Origin of the sequence: Lacunimicrobium album (assembly GCF_052161635.1) — a bacterium.
Taxonomy (GTDB): domain Bacteria; phylum Planctomycetota; class Planctomycetia; order Planctomycetales; family Planctomycetaceae; genus SXPC01.
On record NZ_CP197413.1, the window covers coordinates 2,439,183 to 2,462,536 of the forward strand.

The following is a 23,354-nucleotide window of genomic DNA, read 5'->3' on the forward strand; positions in this document are numbered from 1 at the left end:
TGATATCTCCTACGCCCCGGACTGCCAAAATGTGGGAAACTGGCCTCTTCCCCCGGTCAATCTGTCGAATTAGACTGAGTCTACGTTACTTTTCACTTCGGGAGCGTCCCATGCCTACTGTTCTGCTCGCTGCGGGTGCATTGATAGTCTGTCTTGCCATCGCAATCACAGTCGAAGAGTTCCAGGCCGTCAGTTCGACAACTGCCGCCCAGACTTCTCAGACAGATGCTGACGAAGCAGAAACCTCAGCCCTCCTTGCGGCTGCTCAGCCAAATTCGCCGATTCTCGCTGCCCAGTTCAACGCCATGTTCCATCAGGTGTCGAAGACCAAAGACTTCACCGGCTGTTACCGCGTGATCGACGCTCATGATGGAGTTGTGCGGGATATCGAATTAAAACTTGCAAACCTCATCACCGTCGATTTCAATGAAACACCGCTCAATCAGGCCATCACCAACATCGGTAGTCAACTCGGCCTCTCGGTCGTCATCAACGAAATCTCGCTATCAGAAGAAGGAATCCCGCTGGATGAACCAATCACTTTGCAGCTGTCGCAGCCGATCCGGGCTTCTGCAGCGGTCAAGCAGATTCTTTATCCACTGGGACTGACGTCAATTATCGAGAATGACCTTCTCACGATCGTGACCGAAACCGCAGCCGATGAGAAAAACACGCTGCGGATCTACGATGTTCGAGGCCTGGGCTTGGATGACTTCAACGAAATGATGATGCTCAAGAAAGCGATCGAGAAAAACACAGGGGACGAGTTCGCATGGGACGAGGACGGCGGTACCGGCTCATTACTAGTGATTCCTGGCGGACTGATCGTGCGTCAAACTTCGAAAGTCCACCAAGAAATCGAAGCGACTCTCAACATGTTCCAAGAGTTCGTAAAATCTCCCTCCCCGTAGAAGCGGAGATCCGGTCGATCAGTCCGCCGCCAGTTCCGCCTATGTCTCTTCCAGTTGCGACACATCCCTCGTTGCCTTCTACCTACATCGAGACAACCATGCGAATCATCCTATTCATGATCGGCGCATTGATTGCCAGTCTCTCAATTGCATTGGCAGTAGAAACAAGCGGGGAGGTCATCAGTAGCCCCTTGAACTCCACAACCGCACCGGCAGAACCTGCTGCCACTGAAAATTATCAATCAGCTTTTTACCAGCAGTACCTCATCAATCAACGTGGCTTCGAAGCAATCCTCAAAGATTCTATCCTGTCAAAAGATTTCACCGGCACCTATCAGATCTTCGACTGCCGCACTCAAGTCGAAAAGGAAATCGAACAAAAACTTGCTTCAACAATACTTTCTTTCAATTACGCTGATACGCCACTCCATGAAGTCGTCACAAATCTCGGAGAGCAATTATCGGTCAATGTATACATTGACGAGAAGTCTCTCAGCGAAGAGGGCATTCCGACTGACGAGCCAATCAGTTTGAGCTTCACACATCCAATCCGCGCAGAGGCCGGACTGAATATGATTCTCAAGAAACTCGGGCTGACCTGCTACGCAGCCAATGACGTGCTGACCATCTCAACAAAAACAACTGCCGACGAATACGCTATTGTTTGCATGTATGACGTGCGAGGACTTGGTTTCGATACGCAGCTCGAAATGATCACGCTCGTCAATATCATCACAACAAAAGCAGGTGACGAATTTGCCTGGGACATTGTCGGCGGTGTTGGCACAATAGAAAATATTCCAGGCGCTGTGATCGTCCGCCAGACACCCAAAGTCCACAACGAAATCAAAGCCCTGCTCGATCAGTTTCAAAAGTTCGTCACGCCGATGAAGCCGTGACAACCAAGGGCAAAAAGATTGAACCACGGATAAACACCGATCGACACAGATAAAACCAATTTGGATCCTATCATCTGCTTTCTCATCTGCGTTCACCTGCGTTGATCTGCGGTTCAAATCCTCTTGTCTTATCCGTGTTTCTTCGTGTTCATCCGTGGTTGATCTTGTTGCGATCACCGTCACGTGATCGGAATATACTTCCGTCCCCAGACGATTCCCCAGCGGAGCAGGGCGATCAGGAGGGCAGCGGACCACATCGAAGGGCGGATCGTGACCAGCGTGAGCGACGCCAGCAGGGGGTAGTAGCCCAGCATCTGCCCGACCGTTCGCCCGATCAAGGGTGGCTTCTTCTCAGCCAGTTCAATCTGCACGACACGCTGCCGGAACCAGCGATCAAAGCGATACGCAACGACGAGAGTTCCGATCAGAATCAACCAGCCTTCCCCTGCACGGATCGGCCCTTGGCCAGAGACGACGTCACCGACGCCATGTTCCATCAGAAAAGCGGTGAACAAAAGCACGAACGCTCTGATGTAGCCGATTTCACAACGTGCTATCTGTTCCTTGGAAATTCCGATCGCTTCCGTCCTCGCCAGAAATGTGATCCCTGCGATAAAGCAAATCATCGCTATGATTACTAGCCCCAGGATAACGACATCAACTCGCGGTTCTCCCAGCGGCCAGGCATGCGTCGACCCCAGTAACACGTTCCCTCCTCGGCAGAGTCCCATCACGAGTGGCGCAAAAGGGAGGTGTTTGAAGCCATCGTAAAAGAGGATCACGCCAGCCAGTCCCATCGCGACGTACATCGCGAATTCGTTTGCCACCGACGCCAGGCCTATGCCGCCCGCGATCAAGGCGATCCCCAGAATCAACGCAGACATCCAGCTGACTGCGCCACTTGGAATCGGGCGGTCGGGACGTTCCTGTGTATCCTGCTTCACGTCGAACAGGTCGTTGAAGACCATCCCCGCGAGGTAAAGACACGCCGACGCAGCCGCCAGGATCGCCAGCTCGATCACGTCCGAAGTCGTGACTGCATCTCGTTTAAGCAGCAGCCCTCCCAGCAGGATGTCAGCGACCACGGACAAAACCAGCGGCAGTCGCATCAGGCGGGCATAGTTGAAAACAATCAATTTCATTGACACTTCAAGCAACCTTGATCACGTCGTACGGTTTCCAATTGACGGTGCAATCTCCAGACCTATCATACGGACGTCCGACTGTAAACCGACTCACTCTCACGATAAGTCAGCGGTAATCGTTTGATTCCGGGTGACAGTGGATGAGGAAACCACGGATGGACACGAAGAAACACGGATAAGACAAGAGGATTTGAACCGCAGATCAACGCAGGTGAACGCAGATGGAGAGAGGACATGAGTCGGGAGTTTCAATCCGTTAGATTTCTGCTTAATGGTTTTCCTCATGACGTTCTTAATCTGTGTTGATCCGCGTTTAACTGTGGTTTAATTCTTACTTTTGATTTCAGACACCGAATAAAACTGTCTCGCAAATCTAACTGTTCCAGGAATCATACAACATGCCTTCACAACGCGTTCTTGTTATCGGTGGTGGCATCATTGGAGCCGCGTCGGCTCACTATCTTTCGGAAGCGGGTTGCGACGTGACGATCGTCGAGCGGAAAAAGTTCGCCGGTGCCTGCTCCCATGGCAATTGTGGTTACATCTCTCCCAGTCACGTTCTCCCGCTTCATGGTCCTGGTGTTGTCACCAAGACGATGCGGGCCATGTTGCTGCCCAACTCGCCGTTTTCGATCAAGCCTCAGTTCAATCCGGCGTTCGTTTCGTGGATGTGGAACTTCACTCGCAACTGCAATGTCGACTCGCAACTCGCGTCTGCTGACCGGATGGTTCCGCTGCTGAAATCGACCGATGCACTTTACGAAGATCTCTTCACCAACCAGGGCCTCGAAGCAGAGTACAAAAAGAAGGGCTGTCTGTTCATCTTCCAGTCACCCGAGGGGATGGAGTATTACGCCAAGACCAATAAGCTGCTCAGCGATCGTTACGACGTCCCTGCGACCCGTTACGACGCCGATGCTCTTGTCAAACTCGAACCTGCTCTCAAGCCCGGCGTGGCAGCGGGTGGCTGGCATTACGAGATGGACGCCCACGTCCGTCCCGATATCCTGATGAAGAGCTGGCGCAAGATCCTCGAATCCAAGGGGGTCAAAATCATCGAAGACTGCGAAGTGAAATCCTTCGACGTCCAGAACGGCAAAGCTCGCGTTGTCAAAACGACCCAGGGTGACATCCCTGCCGATGCTTTTGTCACCGCGACCGGATCCTGGACTCCGTTTTTCAACAAACTCCTCGGCACCGCCGTTCCGATTCAGCCCGGCAAAGGCTACTCACTGACCATGCAGCGACCTGCCGTCTGCCCGGAGATCCCGATGATCTTCCAGGAGCACAAAGTCGCGATCACCCCGATGACGACCGGTTATCGCATCGGTTCAACCATGGAGTTCGCAGGCTACGACGATCGCATCAACCAGAAGCGCATTGGCCTGCTTAAGACCGCTGCCCACTTATTCCTCAAGGATCCCTATACCACACCCATCGAACAGGAATGGTTCGGCTGGCGCCCGATGACTTACGACAACCTGCCGATCATCGACCAGGCTCCCAGTATGAACAACGTCTGGATCGCGGCAGGACACAACATGCTCGGCCTCACCCTCGGCCCGGTTACTGGCAAACTCGTCAGCGAAGCAATCACCGGCCAGCCAACTCATATCGACGTGACGCCGTATCGTCTCACGCGTTTCAAGTCTAAGCAGAAGCCGTTGACGCCTTATGTTGCGATGAAGTGAGGCGTGATTAGCGAATGAAAGCACAGGGAGTTGACACCCCCCGCTCGCCTGGGAGTTTAGAATTCGCCGATGACTTCGCCACCGCTGCGGGTCGCTAGTGAGCGCCAGGTGCTCAGATCGATATTCTCGCTGATCGACCGGACGGCTCCGTCGAACATGGCGACATTCACAATACCTTTATGCCAGCTCCGAGACGTAATAAATGCATAGGTCGGAGCTCGCGAACCTCCGTTGACCCGGCCTTCCTGCCAGGAATTGTAGTCGACTTCCAGATACTCCGTTCCGGCGTTCGCGTATCGGGGTTTTGCATTGGGAGTCAGCGTGACAGTAAAGCCAGTGTGGTGGACGCGGCCATCCGGCCATTCCGTGTGGCCGGTATCCTTTTTGAAATCTGTCCCTTGAGAGATATAGGGTTCGGCAAGCGCGAGCGTGTCTGGACGAGTCGCAGGAGTCGGACCACCATTCCGGTTATAGGGTGTCCAGGCTTTGACCTCTGCAGCCAGAAGCGTATTCGAGGAGCCATCAGTGGCATCTCGAAAGGTTAATTTCGCATTCGGATAAAAGAGCCCGTCACCACCGCGTCCAGTTTCCGGATCGTAGACAAACCATGTTCCGAAATTGAATCCATAGTTGTTCGGGTATAGCTTAGGACGCCCTGACCCTGGGTCTCGCATGGTCTCACTTTTGGGATCGCTGGGGCAGGCGAAAACAGGAACTTTGATCCCGTCAATAGCCATCTGATTGTCCCAGGCCTGTGTTAGATCGATCCCATCGGCGAGATTTCCCTGCTCGATAAAAGGGAGAATACGCCCATGGACTCCCCACGATCCGTTGTTTCCCGTTGCCGTCAAAGAATTGTTAATGGACGCAGAGGGTGGCAAATATCCATAGACATCAGCGTAATTGTGAAGCGCGATGCCGAGTTGCTTCATATTGTTTTTACAACTCGACCTCCGAGCCGCTTCGCGGGCCTGTTGAACGGCTGGCAATAAGATCGCAACGAGCGTAGCGATGATCGCAATCACCACGAGCAATTCAATGAGAGTAAAACCTTTGCTACGCGACATGAGCAATTCGTCCTGAACTGAGCTTAAAAGATCCGTGACGTTGTGAGCCCCTTAACGTCGACGTCTACCGGGCTTTGAAAAGCACAGTCTGTGAACAAAGGCAATTCTTGCGCCAAGAGTAATGAAGAGGGATTATCGCGGGTACAGCAGGACAATTCACCAGTAACCGGCTTTCTATGGCGATGATTTAGTCATCAATGACGAGTAAATCGTCTTAATGCAAAACGAGGAATCACGAGTGCGGGTGGGTGCGGCAAGTACGCTTTAACCCCAAACTCTTAACTGCCATCGCGTTGCGATTCGCGAATTTAGATTCACGAGACGAGACGCGATTTTCGCTTCTCACGACACAATCTGAATGTCGTATTATTGGGTATTCCACAAGCCAATTTGGATTCCAACCAAACCGACCTGTGTCGCCTTGCTGAAGTGTTTTCGGCAGGAGACGAGCTGTTTTAATTTGGCGATCGTAAAGCCACAACTCGCCACCCCGCTGATGAGTTTTTGATCGGAGTCTGGGAAATGAAAAAGTTCATGATGTCTCTGGCTGTTGCTGGTGTGCTGTTCGGCATGTCCGCTGCGACGTTCGCACAAAGTCCTGAATACGGACGCATCGCCATGTGGAACCACGGCCACACCTTCCATCATCACCATCACGTGCAGCGTTAATCACACACAACACTCCACGACTGAAAAGCCACAGCCACACACTGTGGCTTTTTTGTTGCGCGGTCACAGCAGCACAAACCGAAACTCATCCCCGAGCATGATCTGATTAAACGCATCCAGTTCGCTTCGTGGAACATATCCGATTCGTGGATATCCGCCTGTCGTCTGCCCATCCTGCAAGACGACAATTGCCTGACCGGACGGTGTTAATTGAATCATCCCGGGCAGCACTGGGACACTCGCGGGCAACGTCTTCCCGGCCACGGATAATGCAGGTCCTTCCAGCCTTGCCCCCATTCGGTTTGATGTCGGACTGATGCGAAAAGGTTTCTCCGAGAGTAACTGTTTCGACTCTTCCTCCAGCCAGTCAAACTCCGGCCCGTGCACCACTCGAATCACATTCCGCGAACGCCTTCCCGGCGAGATTACCAGTTGAATCGCTCCCGGCTGGGTTTCTGGTTGTTCCCATTCGAGTTCGAATCCCGCGCGCAGAGGCTGGCCTTGATTGGCTCCGAGTCCCGTGACGACATGCGAGGATGCCGAGCCGAGAGGACGCTCGACCAGCCATTTCCCGCCGATCGCGATGTACCCGCGTAACCCGCCCGTCGCCTTGCCACCCTGCAGCAGACTCCCGGCAGCGACTTCAATCACACGATTCCGTTCAACAGGTCTGCCGTCCAGCTGCCAGCCAAAGTCCGCACCGGTGAGCGCGACACATCCATGCGTTTGAAACTCGATCCGGGGTGCCACCAGCGTGCATTCAATGACGGGTGCATTTCGATCGTTACGAACCAGCACATTCGCCAGTCCCGCGGACTGACCATCCATCGCACCACACCGGGGAAATGCGAAGAACGCAGAGCCGATTCGTCCGGCGTCCTGAATCGTCGTCATTCCGCCAGGAGCACGAATGATCAATCGTCCGGTTGTCATTGGCCGCTCTCCTGAAATGATTCCAGCGAGCTTCCCAACAGCTGCTCGCACTCCTGCTCATTGATCTGCTTCAACTGCAGCACATCCCCCGGCGAGACGCAGACGGGCGGCATACGATTCATATCCAATACCGATACGGGCACCCGTCCAATCGCATGCCAGCCGGCCGGTGTGGGGAGACTGTAAAGGCCGAGATACTTCCCGCCGATGGCCAGCGTCCGCTCTTTGATCTGCGTCGTCGGCGTTGCTTTCCTCGCGACATGCAGCGACTCATCGAGCCCATGCAGATAGACAAACCCCGGCAGGAATCCCAGCATCGCGACCGGGTAGCGTCCTTCGAGCAACTGCGCGATCACCTGCTCTCGGCTCAAACCCGTCGCCTTGCAGACGAGCTTCCAGTCGTCATGCTCTTCGAACCAGACTGGCAGGCTCCAGGTTCGAACGCGCGATGTCCATTCGAACGAACGACCTTCCAGCTGTGATAAGACCGCCTCTTTCTGCCCGCGAGCCCAGATCAGACAGATTTCCCCCTCCGTCGCGATGACATCCTGCAGGCCATTGAGGTTTGCTTCAAGGATCGCCCGTCCCAGCCATGGCAGGGGAACTGCCGAGTTCGTTGCCTCGGTGCGAAGTAGGGCGAACTCCTCCGCATACGTGCTGATTTCAAAGTCCATGTCATTCAGACGCAGCGATCGTGACATGCTCTTGATCCAGGACCTGTTGGAGAATCGCCGCGTTGATCAGCACATCCGGGGCATCGCTGTGCAGACACAAACTCTGCGCAGCGACCGGATGCTTCCGATCATAACGATCGACGACCAAGCCTTGCACCCAATTGCGGATCTGGGTTTCGATCTCATGGCGATCCTCGATCACTGCCCCTGGTTCAGATCGCGGGACCAGACGAGCCGAGTCTTCGTAACGACGATCCACAAACCCCTCAGCGATGAACCTGACTCCGAGTTCCTGACAGGTCGTTGCAACGACCGATCCCGCCATGCCGTAGACGGCCAGGCTCGCATCGAACTCTTGAATAGCTGTCACCACGACACGACACAGTGTCGCATCCTTGGCTATGTCGTTGTAGAGAGCGCCGTGCGGTTTGACGTGTGACAGCTGAGTTCCATGAGTGTTGACCCGGTTTATCAGCCACTCCAACTGCGACTTCAGGGAGTCCGCGAGATCCTCCGGCGAGATCGTGATCGATCGACGCCCGCCATGTTCACGATCTGGATAAGAAGGGTGAGCTCCGATCTTGACGCGATGAGTCATGGACCGGGCAAGCGTCCGATCGACAGTTTCCTCGTTGCCACTGTGTACGCCGCAGGAGACGTGGCACGAGGAGATCACCGGCATCAACGCATCTTCGATCGCATCGATTCCACTAACAAAATCCTCCCCGACATCCGCACTAACATCCATCGCGTTCATCGTGTCCCCCAGGCGAGCGGGGGGTGTCAACCCCCTGTCCCTTGTGCTAACTGCTGCCAGTACCGTTGGAGTACGAATCTCGCTCAGAAGATTTTTCTCTGTGACGCTATTCGTATTCATCGCGTTACGCCGCCTGCGAGTCGATGACACAGGGGGTTCACACCCCCCGCTCGCCTTCGGAGATTGTTATCGCTTCAACAACCCGACCACCTTCTCCCACGCCTTTTCCAGTCGCTGGGGAGAGATTGGGCCGTTGGTTCCCAGTTCCTGTGCAAAGACAGAAACCCGGTATTCCTCCAGCATCCAGCGGTAATCCTCGAGAGCAGACACCACCGCCTGACTCGGCATCACCGGCTTAGGGGTCTGGGCATACTGACGCCAGAAGGTTTCGACCTGTTGTTGTCGTGTGCGATCCCGATGGACACCCTGCGGCGCGATGAGTTTTTCGTAACGCAGCGCGATCCCCTGCAGGTAACGCGGGTAGTGCAGCAGGCGAGGGTAGGGGACGATCAGGAAGAAGTCCTGCGGGAACAATGCTTCCCGCTGCTCCTGCATTTCAAAGAGGGCCTGCTGATGAAGAGCGGCAGTGTCCGAGTCGTGCTGATCGATCTTCAGGCACCACTCATACATCTTCGTCACGACGGGCGTGAACTCTGCGACCACGTTCGGAATCTGCTCGCGTCCCTGTTTGAGGAACAGTTCGTACTGCACCTTGTTCTTGGGAAGCGGCTCAGCCAGCTGACAGACACGTCGACTGATCAGCTGCTTGAGCTGCGTGCGGATCCCACGAAACCCTGCGAATTTGCGGCCGTAGAGCTCCATCGCTTCCAGTTTGGGCCAGTGGGCGATCTGCTGATCAAGCTGCTTTTTGTGAGCGATCAGGAACAACCTCGCCAGTCCTAGTCGCGTCATTGATCGAGCGATCTCAGCCGTCTCTGCGAGCTTGACGACCACCCCTTCGCCAACATCTTCCAGACACGGATACGCGAGAAGATCGATCCCTCCACGGTGAATCTTCACGGAGTCTTCGAGCTTATCGATCGCCCAGGTCGTCATCACATCATCCTGGCGAGCGGGGGGTGTCAACCCCCTGTGCCTTTCATCATTGTCAGGACGCTGAGTTCCCTTCCACGTCTCTCTCTGCGGCGGGAACTGTCGCTGCAGATCCGTCAACGACTTCGACCACCCCAGCCGTTTTTTGTTCTCATCGACAACTTCGACCCCCATCTTCAGATAGCCCGGAAGATCGGGTGTGACGAGTCGATCTGCGGGATAGTTCTGACCGATCAGATACGAGAGCTCTTTCGACAGCGAGGAATAAAACGGTCCAAACCCATAGGGCATTTTCGCGGACAGTTTCTTCGCTGTCTCGGGTAAGGGAATCAGCGAGACCCGTATCTGCTTGGGCAGCGACTTGAGGACCGCTGCAATCTTCTCGGCGACCAGTCCGGGCACCAGCCAGTCGAGCAGTTGCTCAGGGATCTGATGCAGCGCCTCCCGCGGGACGACCATCGTCACCCCATCTTCTGCTTCGCCCGGCTCGTATTTGTAGCGCAACGGCAGGGTCAGGTGTTCGATCTTCAGTTCATCGGGGTACTGCTGTTGAACGTCGGAAGGAACCTCGGCGGCGAGCATTTTCTCTGCCGTCAAAGTCAATTGCTCAGGCTGAGACTGTTTGACTTTCTTCCACCAGTTTTCGAGCGCCTGCACATCGTTGATGTCTTTCGGAATTCGTTCGGCATAAAACTCCCACTGGGCATCGTCTGTCCGTAGCAGATCATGCTTACGCAGCTTGGCTTCCAGCAAGTTTAATTGTGAGAGCAGCTGTTGATTCTTCGTGAGGAAATTCTCTTCGAGGACAATCTCCCCTTTGATGATCCCCTCTTTGATCATGATCTCGCGGGCATGCTCAGGATCGATGTGTCCGTAACGCACGGTCCGACGGGTCACGATCGGCAGACCGAACAGCGTGATGTTCTGGTAACACTTCACCAGCCCGGCCCGTTTGTCCCAGAACGGATCGTAATGCAGCTTCTTGACGAGGTGCTTGGAAATCGGCTCGATCCACTCGGGTCGAATGACCGCAACCGTCCGGGCATACTGCTTGCTCGTTTCGATGATCTCCGCCGCCATGAACCACGCTGGCTTCTTCCCCTTCGCATCGTCACCGGCTGTCTTACCTTGGGGACCATTGGCTGGACCAGTGCTGCCTTTCGTCGCGATGATCTTCCCGGGAGACAGTACCGACCCCGGCCAGATATGCACTTTGATCCCGTTGGCTCCGATATACTCCTGCTTGCCCGACAGGTAGGCGACACTCGATAGCAACCCCGTCAGCAGCGCCTTGTGAATCGCATCGGCGTCACTGTTGCGACTGCGGACATTGAGTCGACGCTCTTCGCAGAGCTCCTGCAGCTGTTGATGCAGTTCACCCCACTCGCGCATCCGATTGACCGAGAGAAAATTCTGCTCGCACCACTTCTTGAGCTTCCCGCGTGACTGGTCACGTTTGACTTCGTGATACGAATTCCACAACTTGAGCAACGTCAAAAAGTCCGATCCAGGCACTGCGAATCTCGCATGTGCTTCATCCGCTGCCTGCTGCTTATCGAGCGGACGGTCGCGCGGGTCCTGAATCTCCAGCACACTGGCGATGATGAGGAGTTCATGCAGACAATGCTCCTGATCCCCTGCAAGAATCATCCTTCCGATACGCGGGTCCGATGGCAGCGATGCCAGTTGCCTGCCGACATCGGTCAGCTGATCATTCTCGTCGACCGCGCCGAGTTCGAACAACGTCCGCAAACCGTCATTGATGTTCGCAGCGCGAGGTGCATCGAGAAACGGGAACTCCGTAATCGGCCCGAGGTTCAATGACATCGTCTGCAGAATGACTGACGCCAGATTCGTCCGCAAAATTTCCGGCGGGGTGTAGTCTTCGCGCGAGTTGTAGTCCGCTTCGTCATACAGCCGAATGCAGATCCCCGGCCCGACACGACCGCAGCGTCCCTTCCGCTGATCCGCGGACGCCTTCGAGATCGGCTCGATCGGCAGCCGCTGCATCTTGGCCCGAGGCGAGTACCGACTGATCCGGGCCAGCCCCAGGTCGATGACGGCATCAATTCCGGGTACGGTGATCGATGACTCTGCAACGTTCGTCGCCAGGACGACCCGTCGGTTCTGATGCGGCTGAAAAATCCGCTCCTGATCCGCCTGCGAGAGACGACCATACAGCGGCAGGATCTCTAGTTCATCACCACTTCGGCGTTGACTTAAGAATCGCCCGCGCAGGTTCTTGGCTGCTTCGCGAATATCCCGCTCGGAAGGGAGGAACACGAGGACATCCCGCATCCCCTCGTTCTCCAGCTCGAGCAACGCATCGGTCAGCGCCTGACGCCAGTCCGTGCTTCGATCTTCTTCATCGATCTTGGGCGGGCGATAACGGACTTCGACGGGATAAGTCCGCCCCTCAACGAAAATGATAGGCGAAGTCTTAGGCGAGCGTGGGGTGTCAACCCCCTGTCCCTTGTGCTGACTGCTGCCAAGACTGTTTGAATACGAAAGAAGCTCAGAACTTTCGTCCTCTGATGTATTATCCGTATTCGTTTCTGTTTCGCTCGCCTGCGCGTCGTTAAGACAGGGGGTTGACACCCCCCGCTCGCCTTCAGAGGAGAAATACTCGGCGAAACGCTCGGCGTCGATTGTGGCAGACGTGATGATGACGCGCAGGTCCGGGCGTTTCGGCAGCAGCTGTTTGAGGTAGCCCAGCAGGAAGTCGATATTCAGACTTCGCTCGTGGGCTTCATCGACGATGATCGTGTCGTACTGTTCGAGGTATCGGTCGCCCTGCGTCTCAGCGAGCAGGATCCCGTCTGTCATCACCTTGACCATCGTCAGCGGGCCGGTCGAATCGCTGAAACGAACCTTGAACCCGACGTGCTTGCCCAGCGGCGTCCCCAGTTCCTGCGCAACCCGCGCGGAAACCGACCGAGCCGCGATCCGACGTGGTTGCGTATGCCCGATCAACCCTCGTCGCCCACGCCCCATCTCGAGCAGAAACAACGGCAGCTGCGTCGACTTTCCGCTTCCCGTCTCTCCGCAGATCACGACGACTTGATGGTCCCGAATCGCGGCCTGAATTTCTTCACGACGCGAATAGATTGGCAGATTCTTATCAATCCCAATCTTGAACGTCTCCGCCAGACGATCTTTCAGCTGTTTTTCGCTGGCTTCCAGCTGGGACGCGAACTTGCTCCAGTTGCGATCGAACGGCTGCCCGGATTTACTCGCTGAACGAATCTTTTTGAGAAACGTCGTCAGGCGATGTCGATCCGCCTGCATCACGTCCTGCAAACGTCGGTCGTAGCTGCGATCAAAGATATTCAACGTCGAACTGGCATCTGTCATAGTCAGCTATTATTACACCCGCATTGTTAGCCGACAATCCTCCCAAGGCGAGCGGGGGGTGTGAACCCCCTGTCCCTTGTGCTGACTGCTGCCAGGACTCTCAGAGTACGAAAGAAGCTCTGATGAATTCCCTCTGGGCCGTTAACCGTATTCATCCGCGTTTCACTGCCTGCGAGTCGATGACACAGGGGGTTGACACCCCCCGCTCGCCTTCAGAGTTTTTTCTTAAAATTAAAACAGGCGACGGTGTACCCTTGGCGGAAATAAAATTTATGTGCCTGATCCCGCTGCACGCCGGAGTCGAGTGTCACCCAGTCGATCCCCTGGCGCTTTGCTTCTGCTTCAATCCACTCCAGTAAGGCCTTCCCGACACCCCGACTCCGCGTCTTTTCATCGGTGATCAGGTCGTCCACATAAATGCTCGTCCCCAGATACAGCTTTCGGAGGACACGGAACACGCCACAGCCGACGACGCGCGTCCCGTCAAAACAGGCGGCTAAACGAGCCCCGCCATCCAGCACGACGCGCAGCTCGGTCAGATAATTCTCAGCCGTCAAATGAGGACGCAACTGACGAACCACCTCGAAGGTTGATCGCAGTTCGTCCTCACTCACCAGTTCACGGACTTCAAACACGATATCCTCCTGTCTTCGGGGCAAGTCTTTGTGACACTTATTCTGACAGCGAGGTTCGCGATCGAAAACGACGCGACTACTCCTTCGTCAGTTCCTTGACGAAAATATTCCGCCAGCGAATCTCGCCGCCGTGGGTCTGCAGCATGATCGGGCCTTTGGAGGGAAGTGGTTGGGAGCGATCCCAGTAGTTCTCCATGACCGCTCCATCGACGACGAGCTTGTCATTCAGCCAGACCCAGGTCTTGTCGCCGACTTGTTTGATTTTCATCGTATTCCATTCGCCAAACGGCTTGTCGGCATGCACGAGCGGATGCTGACCCGGTTTGCCGGGCGAGTTGTTGAACAAGCCGCCTGACCCCTTATCAGCCCCGATGTTCCATTTCCCTCCGGCTTCGGTCGTGTCCCAGATCTGGACCTGAGGCGTACCGCGGAGATAAATCCCGCTGTCAGCCGCGGCGACCGTCTTGTATTCGATCAGCATCTCGATATCGCCGTAGTCTTTGGCGGTCGTCGCGTACGCGCCATGGCCATCATTGACGAGTTCTCCATTCTCGACCGTCCAATGCTTGGCAAACTCATCGCGCATCGCTTTGAGGGCGGCTTCTTTTTTCTCGCCTTCGAGTTTGGTGACGTTATGCGGATTCAAGCCGTACCAGCCGTTGAGCGTTTTTCCATCGAAGATCGCGGTGTAGCCTTCAGGAACATTCAGCTCTCCTGCGTCTGAACGATCCACACACGCGACAGCCAGAACAACCAATACAAGAGCGCGCAGACAAGATTTCCAAAGCATCGACATCAAAACTCTCCTCGTGGGAAATGAATGGTTCGCTTCGAGTATATCAAAACCCACCAATGAGACCGACACATTCTGTGCCCCTATCAATCAACTCTTTGCCCGATTTTGTCCTGTCAGGAGATTTGAGTCGTGAGTCATGAGGAAAACCGTTCGGGTGACGCTTCTTGATTCTCTCTTGACTGGTCCACTTCACCCTCGACGCCCCTTTCCCTACTATTCCTTCATGTCCAAACTTCTCCTCAAACAAATCCACGCCTGTACCGTCTGCTCCGAGTTTCTCCCCAACCCGCCACGCCCGACCATCAACTTTCACCCCGATGCAGAAATCATGATCATCGGCCAGGCCCCTGGGCGGTTAGCTCACGTCAATCACAAACCCTGGTCCGACCCCAGTGGTAACCGACTCCGCAGTTGGCTGAATGTCACTCCCGAGGAATTTTACGATCCAAAACGCTTCGCCCTCATCCCAATGGGGTTCTGCTATCCTGGCACGGATGTCAAAGGTGGCGACTTCCCGCCACGCTCCGAATGCGCCCCCCTCTGGCATGCAAAGATCCGTAAACAACTCAAAAACCTGCGTCTGACACTCCTCGTCGGCCAATACTCCCAAAAGTTCTACCTCGGCAACAAACGCAAAACGTCGATGACAGAAACCGTCGCCGCCTACCGCGACTACCTCCCGAACTTCCTGCCACTTCCACACCCCAGCTGGCGTAACACCGTCTGGTTGAAGAAGCACCCCTGGTTTGAATCGGAGGTACTGCCAGTCCTCAGTGAACTGATCAAGCAGTAATACTTGGGGTGGCCCAACCGTTCACGGCTGGGTGAGCAACGCTCACAAGAAGCGTCACCATACGCATCCAACTGAACTCACCACGTCAACTCGAACTTGATCCCGCATGGCGCCGCTTCTTGTCGCTACGCGACCCAGCCATGAACGGCTGGGCCACCCAAATTACCACCCATTGTCCCGTCTTTGTCATTTCGACACCCCCTCTCGAAGCCCTCTTCGCGCCTGTCGACTTTCCCGCTATCTTCCCGCCCCGATCCCAAAACTCTTTCCCAGTCAGACGCGGCGGGCCACCGTGTCTTACAGAACTGCTTACCTATGCCCATCAATTCCCTCTCTCGACGTCAAACCCTGCGACTGCTCGCGGTGGCTGCTGTTTCGTCGTCTTTGACGGGCTGCGGCACTATTCTTTACCCCGAACGCCGCGGCCAGCCTCATGGTCGACTCGACTGGGGGGTGGTTGCACTCGATGGACTCGGCCTGCTCCTGTTTTTCATCCCCGGTGTGATTGCATTCGCTGTCGACTTCGCAACCGGCGCCATCTACCTGCCGCCAGAACCCTGCCAGCCTGTCAGCAGTATGACCATCGAAGAAATCGATACGGAAAAATTCACCGTCGTTCATACCAAGCCGAGTCGCGAAAACATCGAAAAAGCGGTCGAAGAAAAGACCGGCACTAAAATCTCATTGGTCGACAACCGCCTCACCACCAAACCAATGAACAAACTCCGCGACTTTTGGACCACGCTGAAAAGCCTGTCGTGATTCGAAATTTCAAGCAAGTTGCTGTCGCTTTCGATCCAGCTTGGTACTTCTTTGAATCCTTTGCGTCGTTGCGCCTTGGCGTTGAATCTGGATCGCCGTTCCGCGTAGTCCCTTTCTCGAAATTTTCCAAAAATCCCCGTGACATCCCGAAATCGGTCTCGCCTGTCTGGTAGCTCCACTTTTATGCTTAATGCGGAGAACCATACATGCCCTCGATTGCTCACCGGTTGCTGGTCCCTCTTGGCCGATTTTTCGTCTCACTTCGTTACGACATCGACGTCCAGCACGACCAGAATCTCGATACTGAGTCCCTCAACAACGGCCCGGTCCTGATCCTGCCGAACCATCCCAGCTACCTTGACCCTGTCCTTGTGATGGCGTCGCTGCCGCTGAAGGAACTGCCACGCCCACTGGTCTTCTCCGGGACGTACCGTCACGCGGCAATGTACCCGTTTCTGAAAGCTGTCAACGCGTTTGAAGTTCCCTGGTCGGAGAAACCCAACCGCGAAGTCTACAAAGCCTCCCAGGAAGTCCTTGACCGGTCCGCTGACGCACTCAACAACGGCCAGCACATTCTTCTGTATCCCTCTGGCAAGCTTCAACGACAAGGTCACGAAATCGTCGGAGCCGCCCGCGGTGCTTACGATCTTGTCCAGCGCTGCCCCGACGCAAAAATCCTTCTCGTCCGGACCCGTGGCATCTGGGGCTCCCGGTTCTGCTGCCAACGCACGGGCGGCGTCCCGAATCTGACACGGACACTCTGGTTTGCGTTCTTCACGATGTTCGCCTCGCTGTTCTTCTTTCTCCCCAAGCGACGCGTGACGATGTACATGCAGGAGTTTCAACGAGACGATCTCCCGCTTCACGACAAGCGCGCCTTCAACGCCTTCCTCGATTCTTTCTACAACGCTGAGGGTCCCGAACCCGTCTCTCACATCCCGTATCATCCCCTCCGTAAGATCCGCTGTGCGGACCAACAACTTGCGTCTCTGCTCCCCATCACTCCCCCCTCTGCGGATCTCTCAAGTCTTTCCAGCATGAGCCTCCAACCCGCGGAGGCCACCCATGCTTGAACTCCAAGACATCTCCAAGACCTACGGCTCCCACACCGTCCTCCATCCCCTCTCTCTGTGTGTCACCCCCGGCGAAACGCTCGTCCTCATCGGCCCCTCCGGCTGCGGCAAATCAACACTGCTGCGCATCATGATCGGCTTGATTGAACCGGACAGCGGCTCGGTCCGTTTCGATGGAGAAGAACTGACTTCCTCAAACGTCCTGAAACTCCGCACGCGCATGGGCTACGTCCTCCAGGACGGCGGACTGTTCCCTCACATGAGTATTCGCGACAACATCATGCTGATGGCTCGTCATTTGAAAATCATGACCCGCGACGAGCGCGACCAACGCCTCGATGACCTCTGCAATCTGACCCGCTTTCCCAAATCTGCACTCGATCGCCTCCCCTCCAAGATCTCCGGCGGTCAGCGTCAACGGGTGGCGATCATGCGCGCCCTCATGCTCGACCCGCCTCTTCTGCTCTTCGACGAACCCCTCGGCGCTCTCGATCCCATCGTCCGTTATGAACTCCAGGAAGACCTCAAACAGATCTTCGAAGAACTCAAAAAGGCCGTCGTCTTCGTCACCCACGACCTCAGCGAAGCCGCCTTCTTCAGCAGCCAAGTCGCCCTCCTCGAAGCCGGCCAGATTCTGCAATTGGGCACCATCGACGAATTCGCGTCCAACCCCGCCAGCGACTTCGTCACCCGCTTCCTCCAAGCCCACCGCCCGCTCATCTTGGACCCCACTTAGGGTGGCCCAGCCGTTCATGGCTGGGTCGCGCAGCGACAAGATACCCAGCGCCATGCGGGAATGAATTCCTGTCGGCCCCGTGAATACAATTGAACGCGTATGGTGACGCTTCTTGTGAGCGTTGCTCACCCAGCCATGAACGGCTGGACCACCCATCTTATTGCAAGACAACTTGAACTTCACCGCCATGAAGCAGCAATCCTATGATGACGAAAAGCACATTCACTTCATCACGTTCTCCTGCTTTAAACGCCGCAAGTATGCCAAAACACCACGCGCCAAACGCATGATCATTGGCAGCCTGGGCAGCCAGTTGGCCCGCCTGAAAGGCATCTGCCTTGGTTACGTCATCATGCCTGATCACGTCCACACACTCGTCTGGTTTCCTCACACCGGGCAACTTTCCGACTTTCTCGACCATTGGAAAAACCAATCGTCATTCCACCTGAAACAACTCTTTCGAACAAGGTATCCGCAGTACTGGTCCCGAGTCGACGATAACGATCCTATCTGGCAGACACGTCACTACGGATTCAACATCTGGAATCGCAAGAAGGTCCTTGAGAAACTCGATTACATGCACACAAACCCCATCCGTGCCCATCTCTGCGAACGGATCACCGACTATCCTTGGAGTTCCGCCCGATGGTATGAAAGCCGAAGCACTGTCTACCTCCCGATCTCTTGGCCCCCGGGCTTAGAATTGAATGACCATTAAAATCACTCCCGGGTGGCCCAGCCGTTCATGGCTGGGTGAACAAAGCTCACAAGATACATCACCATACGCATCCAACCGAGCTCACCACGTCAACTCGAACTTGATCCCTGGGTGGCCCAGCCGTTCACGGCTGGGTGAGCAAAGCTCACAAGAAGCGTCACCATACGCATCCAACTGAGCTCACCACGTCAACTCGAATTTGATTCCGCATGGCGCCACTTCTTGTCGCTGCGCGACCCAGCCATGAACGGCTGGGCCACCCCTAGAAATCATCCTCCCTGAGACACCCCCATGCCCATTCTCATCATCGTTCTCCTCCTGCTCTTCCCCTCTCCCACCTTCGCCCAAAGCCCCTCCAAACCCAAGATCACCATCGGCTCCAAAGCCTTCACCGAGTCCGTCATCCTCGGCGAAATGCTCTCTCAACTTTCCTCGCACACCAGCGGCGATGTCAATCATCGCAAGCAACTCGGCGGCACTCAGGTTGTCTACCAGGGGCTCCTCAAAGGTGAGATCGACGCCTACGTCGAATACACCGGCACGATCTCGACTGAAATCCTCCGCAGTCAGCCCGGCATCTCCTTCGACGAGATGAAACGCGAACTCGCAGAGCAGGGGGTCGAGATGTCCAACTCACTTGGCTTCAACAACACCTACGCCCTTGGCATCAAACAGGAAACCGCGAAGAAACTCGGCCTCAAGAAAATCTCTGACCTCCAACAACACCCCGATCTCCGCATCGGCTTTTCCGACGAATTTCTCAAACGCCAGGATGGCTGGCCCGGCTTACGTCGCGTTTATAATCTTAACAATGCTTCCCCCCGTGGCATGGACCACGCAATCGCCTACCAAGCCCTTCGCACCGGCTCTCTGGACGTCATCGACCTCTACACCACCGACGCGGAAATTCAGGCTGAGAACCTCGTCGTCCTCGAAGATGACCTCCATTACTTCCCCGAATATCAGGCCGTCATCCTCTACCGCGACGATCTGAAATCCCGCGCTCCCCAAGTCGTGAACGCGTTCCTCTCCCTCCAGCAGAAAATCAACGAGAACACCATGATTGCCCTCAATGCCGAGGCGATCATTGATCACAAGTCGGAACGCCTGATCGCTGCCACCTTCCTGCAGCAGAACATCGACCCGACGATCCCAATCCCCGCAACCGGCCAGCGCCAAGACATCCGTCGTGCCCTCACTGACTTTCTGCGCAACACCTACGATCACCTCTTCCTCGTCACAATTTCACTGGCCGCGGCGATCATCGTCTCGATCCCTCTGGGTGTCGTTGCGTATCAAAACCCCAAATGGGGACACCTCATCCTCACCATCACCGGCATCATCCAGACGATCCCTTCACTGGCGATCCTCGTCTTCATGATTCCTCTCATTGGTCTGGGGACCTGGCCAGCGATTTTTGCCCTCTTTCTTTACAGCCTTCTCCCGATCGTCCGCAACACGTACACAGGTCTCAAAAACATCCCCCAAAGCATTCACGAATCCGCCCAAGCCCTCGGCCTCCCGATGATGGCCCGTCTCATCAAAATCGAACTCCCTCTCGCAGCCCGTTCCATCCTCGCTGGCATCAAGACAGCGGCCGTCATCAACGTCGGGACGGCGACGATCGGTGCCCTCATCGGGGCAGGGGGCTACGGACAACCGATCCTCACCGGCATCCGCCTGCTCGATTACGGCCTCATCTTCCAGGGCGCCATCCCCGCCGCCATCCTCGCTTTACTCGTTGAACAGGTCTTTAACGCCTTTGAAAAACGATTCACCACCGCATCGTAGTCGCCGCCGAAACGCGAAACTTTGATCAGCATTCTCTCGCATATCAGCACAAAACAGGTAAAATGATCGACGTTTTCCTCATCATTTTCATCCGGTTCAACTCAGCTGTGACATGATGTCACATAATGAATCCATTCCGGCCACGCCACCTACGGCGAATCGGACCTCCATGACCTCACTGGTGCTACGCGACTGGCTCACCTCAAACTCTGATCCACTCGAGCCATTTCGTATTCTGGCCGAGACGCTTCCTCAGCTTGTCTGGACCGCCCGCCCCGACGGCGAACTCGAATTCGTTAACCGGCGCTGGATCGAATATACCGGTCTCGATTCCGATCACGCACAGTCAGGTGCCTGGAAGAAACTCATTCATCCAGATGACTACTCGGATTCCTCCAGTCATTGGGAGCACTCCCTCAAGCACTTCACCCCCCTCGAAACACAAAACCGTTTCCTGGGTGGAAGCGGTGAATATCGCTGGTTCCTCATCCGTGCCGAGCCACTGCTCGATTCAAACGGCCAACCCGTCATTTGGTTTGGCACGTGCACCGATATTCATAACGAGCGGTCCGAACAACACCGTCTGAGAGATCGCTGCCAGACCATTGTCGAAAACGCCAACGATGGTGTACTCGAAGTTTCCCTCGACGGTACGATCCAGTTCGCCAACCGTCGCATGGCCGAACTCCTCGGCTGCCCGGTCGATGAACTGATCGGCAGATCGGCCCTCGACTTCCTCTTCGAGGAAGAACAACGTCGCGCCCGCATCCGTCTCAAAGACCGTGGCGAAGGTCACGGCGAACGCTACGAAGCCCGCTGGCGACGAGCCGATGGTTCCGAAATCTGGATGCACACCGCGAGTACTCCCAACTACAACTCCGATGGCATCATCATCGGCTCCTTCGGCATCTTCACCGACATCGATGCCATCAAACTCGCCGAACGCATCGCTCGTCAGCATCAGGCCGCCTTGACGCTTAGCGAAGGCCGCTTCCGCGCCGCCGTCGATGCCGTCGGTGGGCTTCTCTGGACGAACTCCTCAGATGGCGTGATGCAAGGCGAACAACCCGGATGGGCCGCCTTCACCGGCCAGACTTACGACGAGTATCAAGGCTATGGCTGGGCCAAAGCCGTCCATCCCGATGACGTCCAGCCCTCTATCGAGTCGTGGAAAAAAGCGGTCGCTCATCGATCGACTTACATCTTCGAACATCGCCTCCTGCGTCACGACGGCGTTTACCGCTTCTTCGCCATCCGCGCTGTTCCCGTTTTCAATGAAGACGGCACCATTCGTGAATGGGTAGGCGTCCACGTCGACATCACCGAACAGCGAGATGCCGAACAAGCCCTCCGCGTCAGCGAGGAAAAGTTCCGACTCATCACGGACACCATGCCTCAAATCGTCTGGAGTACTCGTCCCGACGGCTACCACGACTACTTCAACAAACGCTGGTACGAATACACCGGCATGCCTCTTCCCCACGAACCCGGCGGGGAATATGACCCGCATGAATCCGGACAGGGCTGGAACTGGAAAGAGTATCTGCATCCCGACGATTACGAGCCCTCCGCCCAACGCTGGCAGGAGGCGCTTCGCACTGGCGAACTTTACGCGATCGAGTATCGTTTTCGGCGTACCGATGGTGTCTACCGCTGGTTTATCGGTCGCGCCCTGCCACTCAAAGATGAGCACGGTCAGATCACCCGCTGGTTCGGAACCTGCACCGATGTCGAAGACGTCAAAGCTGCTGAGAAGGCCCTGCGTGACGCCGACCGTCGCAAAGACAACTTCCTTGCCACCCTGGCTCACGAGCTTCGCAATCCGCTCGCCCCTATCCGCAGCGCCACCGAACTCCTCAAGCTGACCTCGATCGATGATCCCGTCATCGACGAAATCCGCGACGCCATCGACCGCCAAGTCACTCATATGGTCCGTCTCATTGACGACCTCCTCGATATCAGCCGCATCACCAACGGCAAACTCCAACTCCGACACGAACCAGTCATCCTTCAGCAGGTCCTTCAGTCTGCCATCGAAACCTCGATGCCACTGATCACAGCCGGTCAGCATCAGCTCAATATCCAGACCGTCAAAGAACCAATCCCTCTCGTCGGCGATCCCGTTCGACTCGCGCAGATCTTCTCCAACCTCCTCACCAACGCCGCCAAGTACAGCGAACCCAACGGCGCCATCTGCGTCATCGTCAATTGTTTGGATCATGAAGTCTGCGTCATCGTCCGTGACCACGGCATCGGCATTCCACCCGAACACCTCCCCAGACTCTTCGAGATGTTCTCGCAGGTCCAGTCCGCCGTCGACCGCTCACAAGGCGGGTTAGGGATCGGCCTCTCCCTCGTCCGTGCACTCGTCGAGCACCACGATGGCACCGTCGAGGCACACAGCCAGGGCCTCGGCACCGGCAGTGAATTCACCGTCCGTCTCCCGATCCGCCAACACGAGGTCCCAGTTCCAACGACCGTCTCTGCCCCCGCTCAACCCATCCCGAAACAAACTGCCCCGACGTCTCGCAGAATCCTCGTCGTCGACGATAGCCCCACGATCGCCCGCATGCTCTCGATGCTCCTGACCACCAAAGGCCACGTTGTCGAAACCGCCAGCAACGGCGAAGAAGCCCTCTCCGCTCTCCAGTCCGGCGCCTACGACCTCGTCCTCATGGACATCGGCATGCCCATCATGAATGGCTACGAAGCCGCAAAACGCGCCCGTGCCGCAGGCATCTCGATCCCCATGGTCGCCCTCACCGGCTTCGGCAGAGAAGAAGACAAACTCGCCGCCACGCAGGCTGGTTTCAACACCCACCTCATCAAACCAATCAGCAGCCAGGCACTCGATCAGGTGTTGGGGCAGCTTCCATGAATCGACTCCTGTCTCAAGA

The 23,354-nt window shown here is 55.8% G+C and carries 19 protein-coding genes; 11 read left to right on the forward strand and 8 right to left on the reverse strand.

The window, feature by feature from the left end:
* Window positions 1–110: 110 nt before the first annotated feature.
* Both SH248x_RS09590 and SH248x_RS09595 read left to right on the forward strand, forming a co-directional pair.
* Window positions 111–911 (forward strand): hypothetical protein, encoded by an 801-nt coding sequence (locus SH248x_RS09590; RefSeq protein WP_459558314.1) that lies wholly within the window; start codon window positions 111–113, stop codon window positions 909–911.
* A gap of 98 nt (window positions 912–1,009) precedes the next feature.
* Window positions 1,010–1,810: a hypothetical protein gene (locus SH248x_RS09595; protein ID WP_459558315.1), complete on the forward strand. Its 801-nt coding sequence runs from the start codon at window positions 1,010–1,012 to the stop codon at window positions 1,808–1,810.
* Window positions 1,811–1,989: 179 nt separating this feature from the next.
* Here SH248x_RS09595 and SH248x_RS09600 read toward each other — a convergent pair whose 3' ends face one another.
* The gene (locus SH248x_RS09600) at window positions 1,990–2,952 is read right to left on the reverse strand and encodes a UbiA family prenyltransferase (RefSeq protein ID WP_459558316.1); all 963 of its coding nucleotides are present in this window, start codon (window positions 2,950–2,952) and stop codon (window positions 1,990–1,992) included.
* 401 nt (window positions 2,953–3,353) lie between these two features.
* Here SH248x_RS09600 and SH248x_RS09605 point away from each other — a divergent pair, with 401 nt between their 5' ends.
* Window positions 3,354–4,646 carry an NAD(P)/FAD-dependent oxidoreductase gene (locus tag SH248x_RS09605; protein WP_459558317.1) on the forward strand — a complete coding sequence of 431 codons (1,293 nt, stop codon included), beginning with the start codon at window positions 3,354–3,356 and terminating at the stop codon, window positions 4,644–4,646.
* A 56-nt stretch (window positions 4,647–4,702) separates the two neighbouring features.
* On the opposite strand, the gene SH248x_RS09610 is transcribed toward SH248x_RS09605, so the two are convergent.
* On the reverse strand, window positions 4,703–5,713 hold the full coding sequence (locus tag SH248x_RS09610; protein ID WP_459558318.1) for a DUF1559 family PulG-like putative transporter: 1,011 nt from the start codon (window positions 5,711–5,713) through the stop codon (window positions 4,703–4,705).
* Window positions 5,714–6,235: 522 nt separating this feature from the next.
* Here SH248x_RS09610 and SH248x_RS09615 point away from each other — a divergent pair.
* A complete protein-coding gene (locus tag SH248x_RS09615) occupies window positions 6,236–6,382 on the forward strand; it encodes a hypothetical protein (RefSeq protein ID WP_459558319.1) in 147 nt (48 codons plus the stop codon).
* 63 nt (window positions 6,383–6,445) lie between these two features.
* Here SH248x_RS09615 and SH248x_RS09620 read toward each other — a convergent pair whose 3' ends face one another.
* From SH248x_RS09620 to SH248x_RS09645, 6 genes are all read right to left on the reverse strand, one after another.
* Window positions 6,446–7,315, reverse strand: coding sequence for a 5-oxoprolinase subunit C family protein (locus tag SH248x_RS09620; RefSeq protein ID WP_459558320.1), 870 nt, complete (start codon window positions 7,313–7,315; stop codon window positions 6,446–6,448).
* Complete coding sequence (locus SH248x_RS09625; protein WP_459558321.1) at window positions 7,312–8,016, reverse strand: 5-oxoprolinase subunit B family protein; 705 nt, start codon at window positions 8,014–8,016, stop codon at window positions 7,312–7,314. The genes SH248x_RS09620 and SH248x_RS09625 overlap by 4 nt, the downstream gene beginning before the upstream one ends.
* The gene (locus tag SH248x_RS09630; RefSeq protein ID WP_459558322.1) at window positions 7,991–8,776 is read right to left on the reverse strand and encodes a LamB/YcsF family protein; all 786 of its coding nucleotides are present in this window, start codon (window positions 8,774–8,776) and stop codon (window positions 7,991–7,993) included. Before SH248x_RS09630 ends, SH248x_RS09625 begins: the two co-directional genes overlap by 26 nt.
* A 156-nt stretch (window positions 8,777–8,932) precedes the next feature.
* Window positions 8,933–13,153 carry an ATP-dependent RNA helicase HrpA family protein gene (locus tag SH248x_RS09635; protein ID WP_459558323.1) on the reverse strand — a complete coding sequence of 1,407 codons (4,221 nt, stop codon included), beginning with the start codon at window positions 13,151–13,153 and terminating at the stop codon, window positions 8,933–8,935.
* Window positions 13,154–13,365: 212 nt separating this feature from the next.
* Window positions 13,366–13,788 carry a GNAT family N-acetyltransferase gene (locus SH248x_RS09640; RefSeq protein ID WP_459558324.1) on the reverse strand — a complete coding sequence of 141 codons (423 nt, stop codon included), beginning with the start codon at window positions 13,786–13,788 and terminating at the stop codon, window positions 13,366–13,368.
* 76 nt (window positions 13,789–13,864) lie between these two features.
* Window positions 13,865–14,584 carry a 3-keto-disaccharide hydrolase gene (locus SH248x_RS09645; protein ID WP_459558325.1) on the reverse strand — a complete coding sequence of 240 codons (720 nt, stop codon included), beginning with the start codon at window positions 14,582–14,584 and terminating at the stop codon, window positions 13,865–13,867.
* A gap of 223 nt (window positions 14,585–14,807) precedes the next feature.
* Here SH248x_RS09645 and SH248x_RS09650 point away from each other — a divergent pair, with 223 nt between their 5' ends.
* The 7 genes from SH248x_RS09650 to SH248x_RS09680 all read left to right on the forward strand — a co-directional run bounded on the left by SH248x_RS09650 (window position 14,808) and on the right by SH248x_RS09680 (window position 23,335).
* Entirely contained in the window at window positions 14,808–15,377 is a 570-nt protein-coding gene (locus tag SH248x_RS09650; RefSeq protein WP_459558326.1) for a uracil-DNA glycosylase family protein, read from the forward strand.
* A 315-nt stretch (window positions 15,378–15,692) separates the two neighbouring features.
* Window positions 15,693–16,139: a polyribonucleotide nucleotidyltransferase gene (locus SH248x_RS09655; RefSeq protein WP_459558327.1), complete on the forward strand. Its 447-nt coding sequence runs from the start codon at window positions 15,693–15,695 to the stop codon at window positions 16,137–16,139.
* Between the two features lie 206 nt (window positions 16,140–16,345).
* The gene (locus SH248x_RS09660; protein ID WP_459558328.1) at window positions 16,346–17,212 is read left to right on the forward strand and encodes a lysophospholipid acyltransferase family protein; all 867 of its coding nucleotides are present in this window, start codon (window positions 16,346–16,348) and stop codon (window positions 17,210–17,212) included.
* Window positions 17,205–17,948: an ATP-binding cassette domain-containing protein gene (locus SH248x_RS09665; RefSeq protein WP_459558329.1), complete on the forward strand. Its 744-nt coding sequence runs from the start codon at window positions 17,205–17,207 to the stop codon at window positions 17,946–17,948. The genes SH248x_RS09660 and SH248x_RS09665 overlap by 8 nt, the downstream gene beginning before the upstream one ends.
* Window positions 17,949–18,135: 187 nt before the next feature.
* Window positions 18,136–18,666, forward strand: a complete 531-nt coding sequence (locus tag SH248x_RS09670; protein WP_459558330.1) for an REP-associated tyrosine transposase — start codon at window positions 18,136–18,138, stop codon at window positions 18,664–18,666.
* Between the two features lie 291 nt (window positions 18,667–18,957).
* Window positions 18,958–20,457, forward strand: coding sequence for an ABC transporter permease/substrate-binding protein (locus SH248x_RS09675; protein ID WP_459558331.1), 1,500 nt, complete (start codon window positions 18,958–18,960; stop codon window positions 20,455–20,457).
* Window positions 20,458–20,626: 169 nt separating this feature from the next.
* Entirely contained in the window at window positions 20,627–23,335 is a 2,709-nt protein-coding gene (locus SH248x_RS09680) for a hybrid sensor histidine kinase/response regulator (RefSeq protein ID WP_459558332.1), read from the forward strand.
* Window positions 23,336–23,354 lie beyond the last annotated feature (19 nt).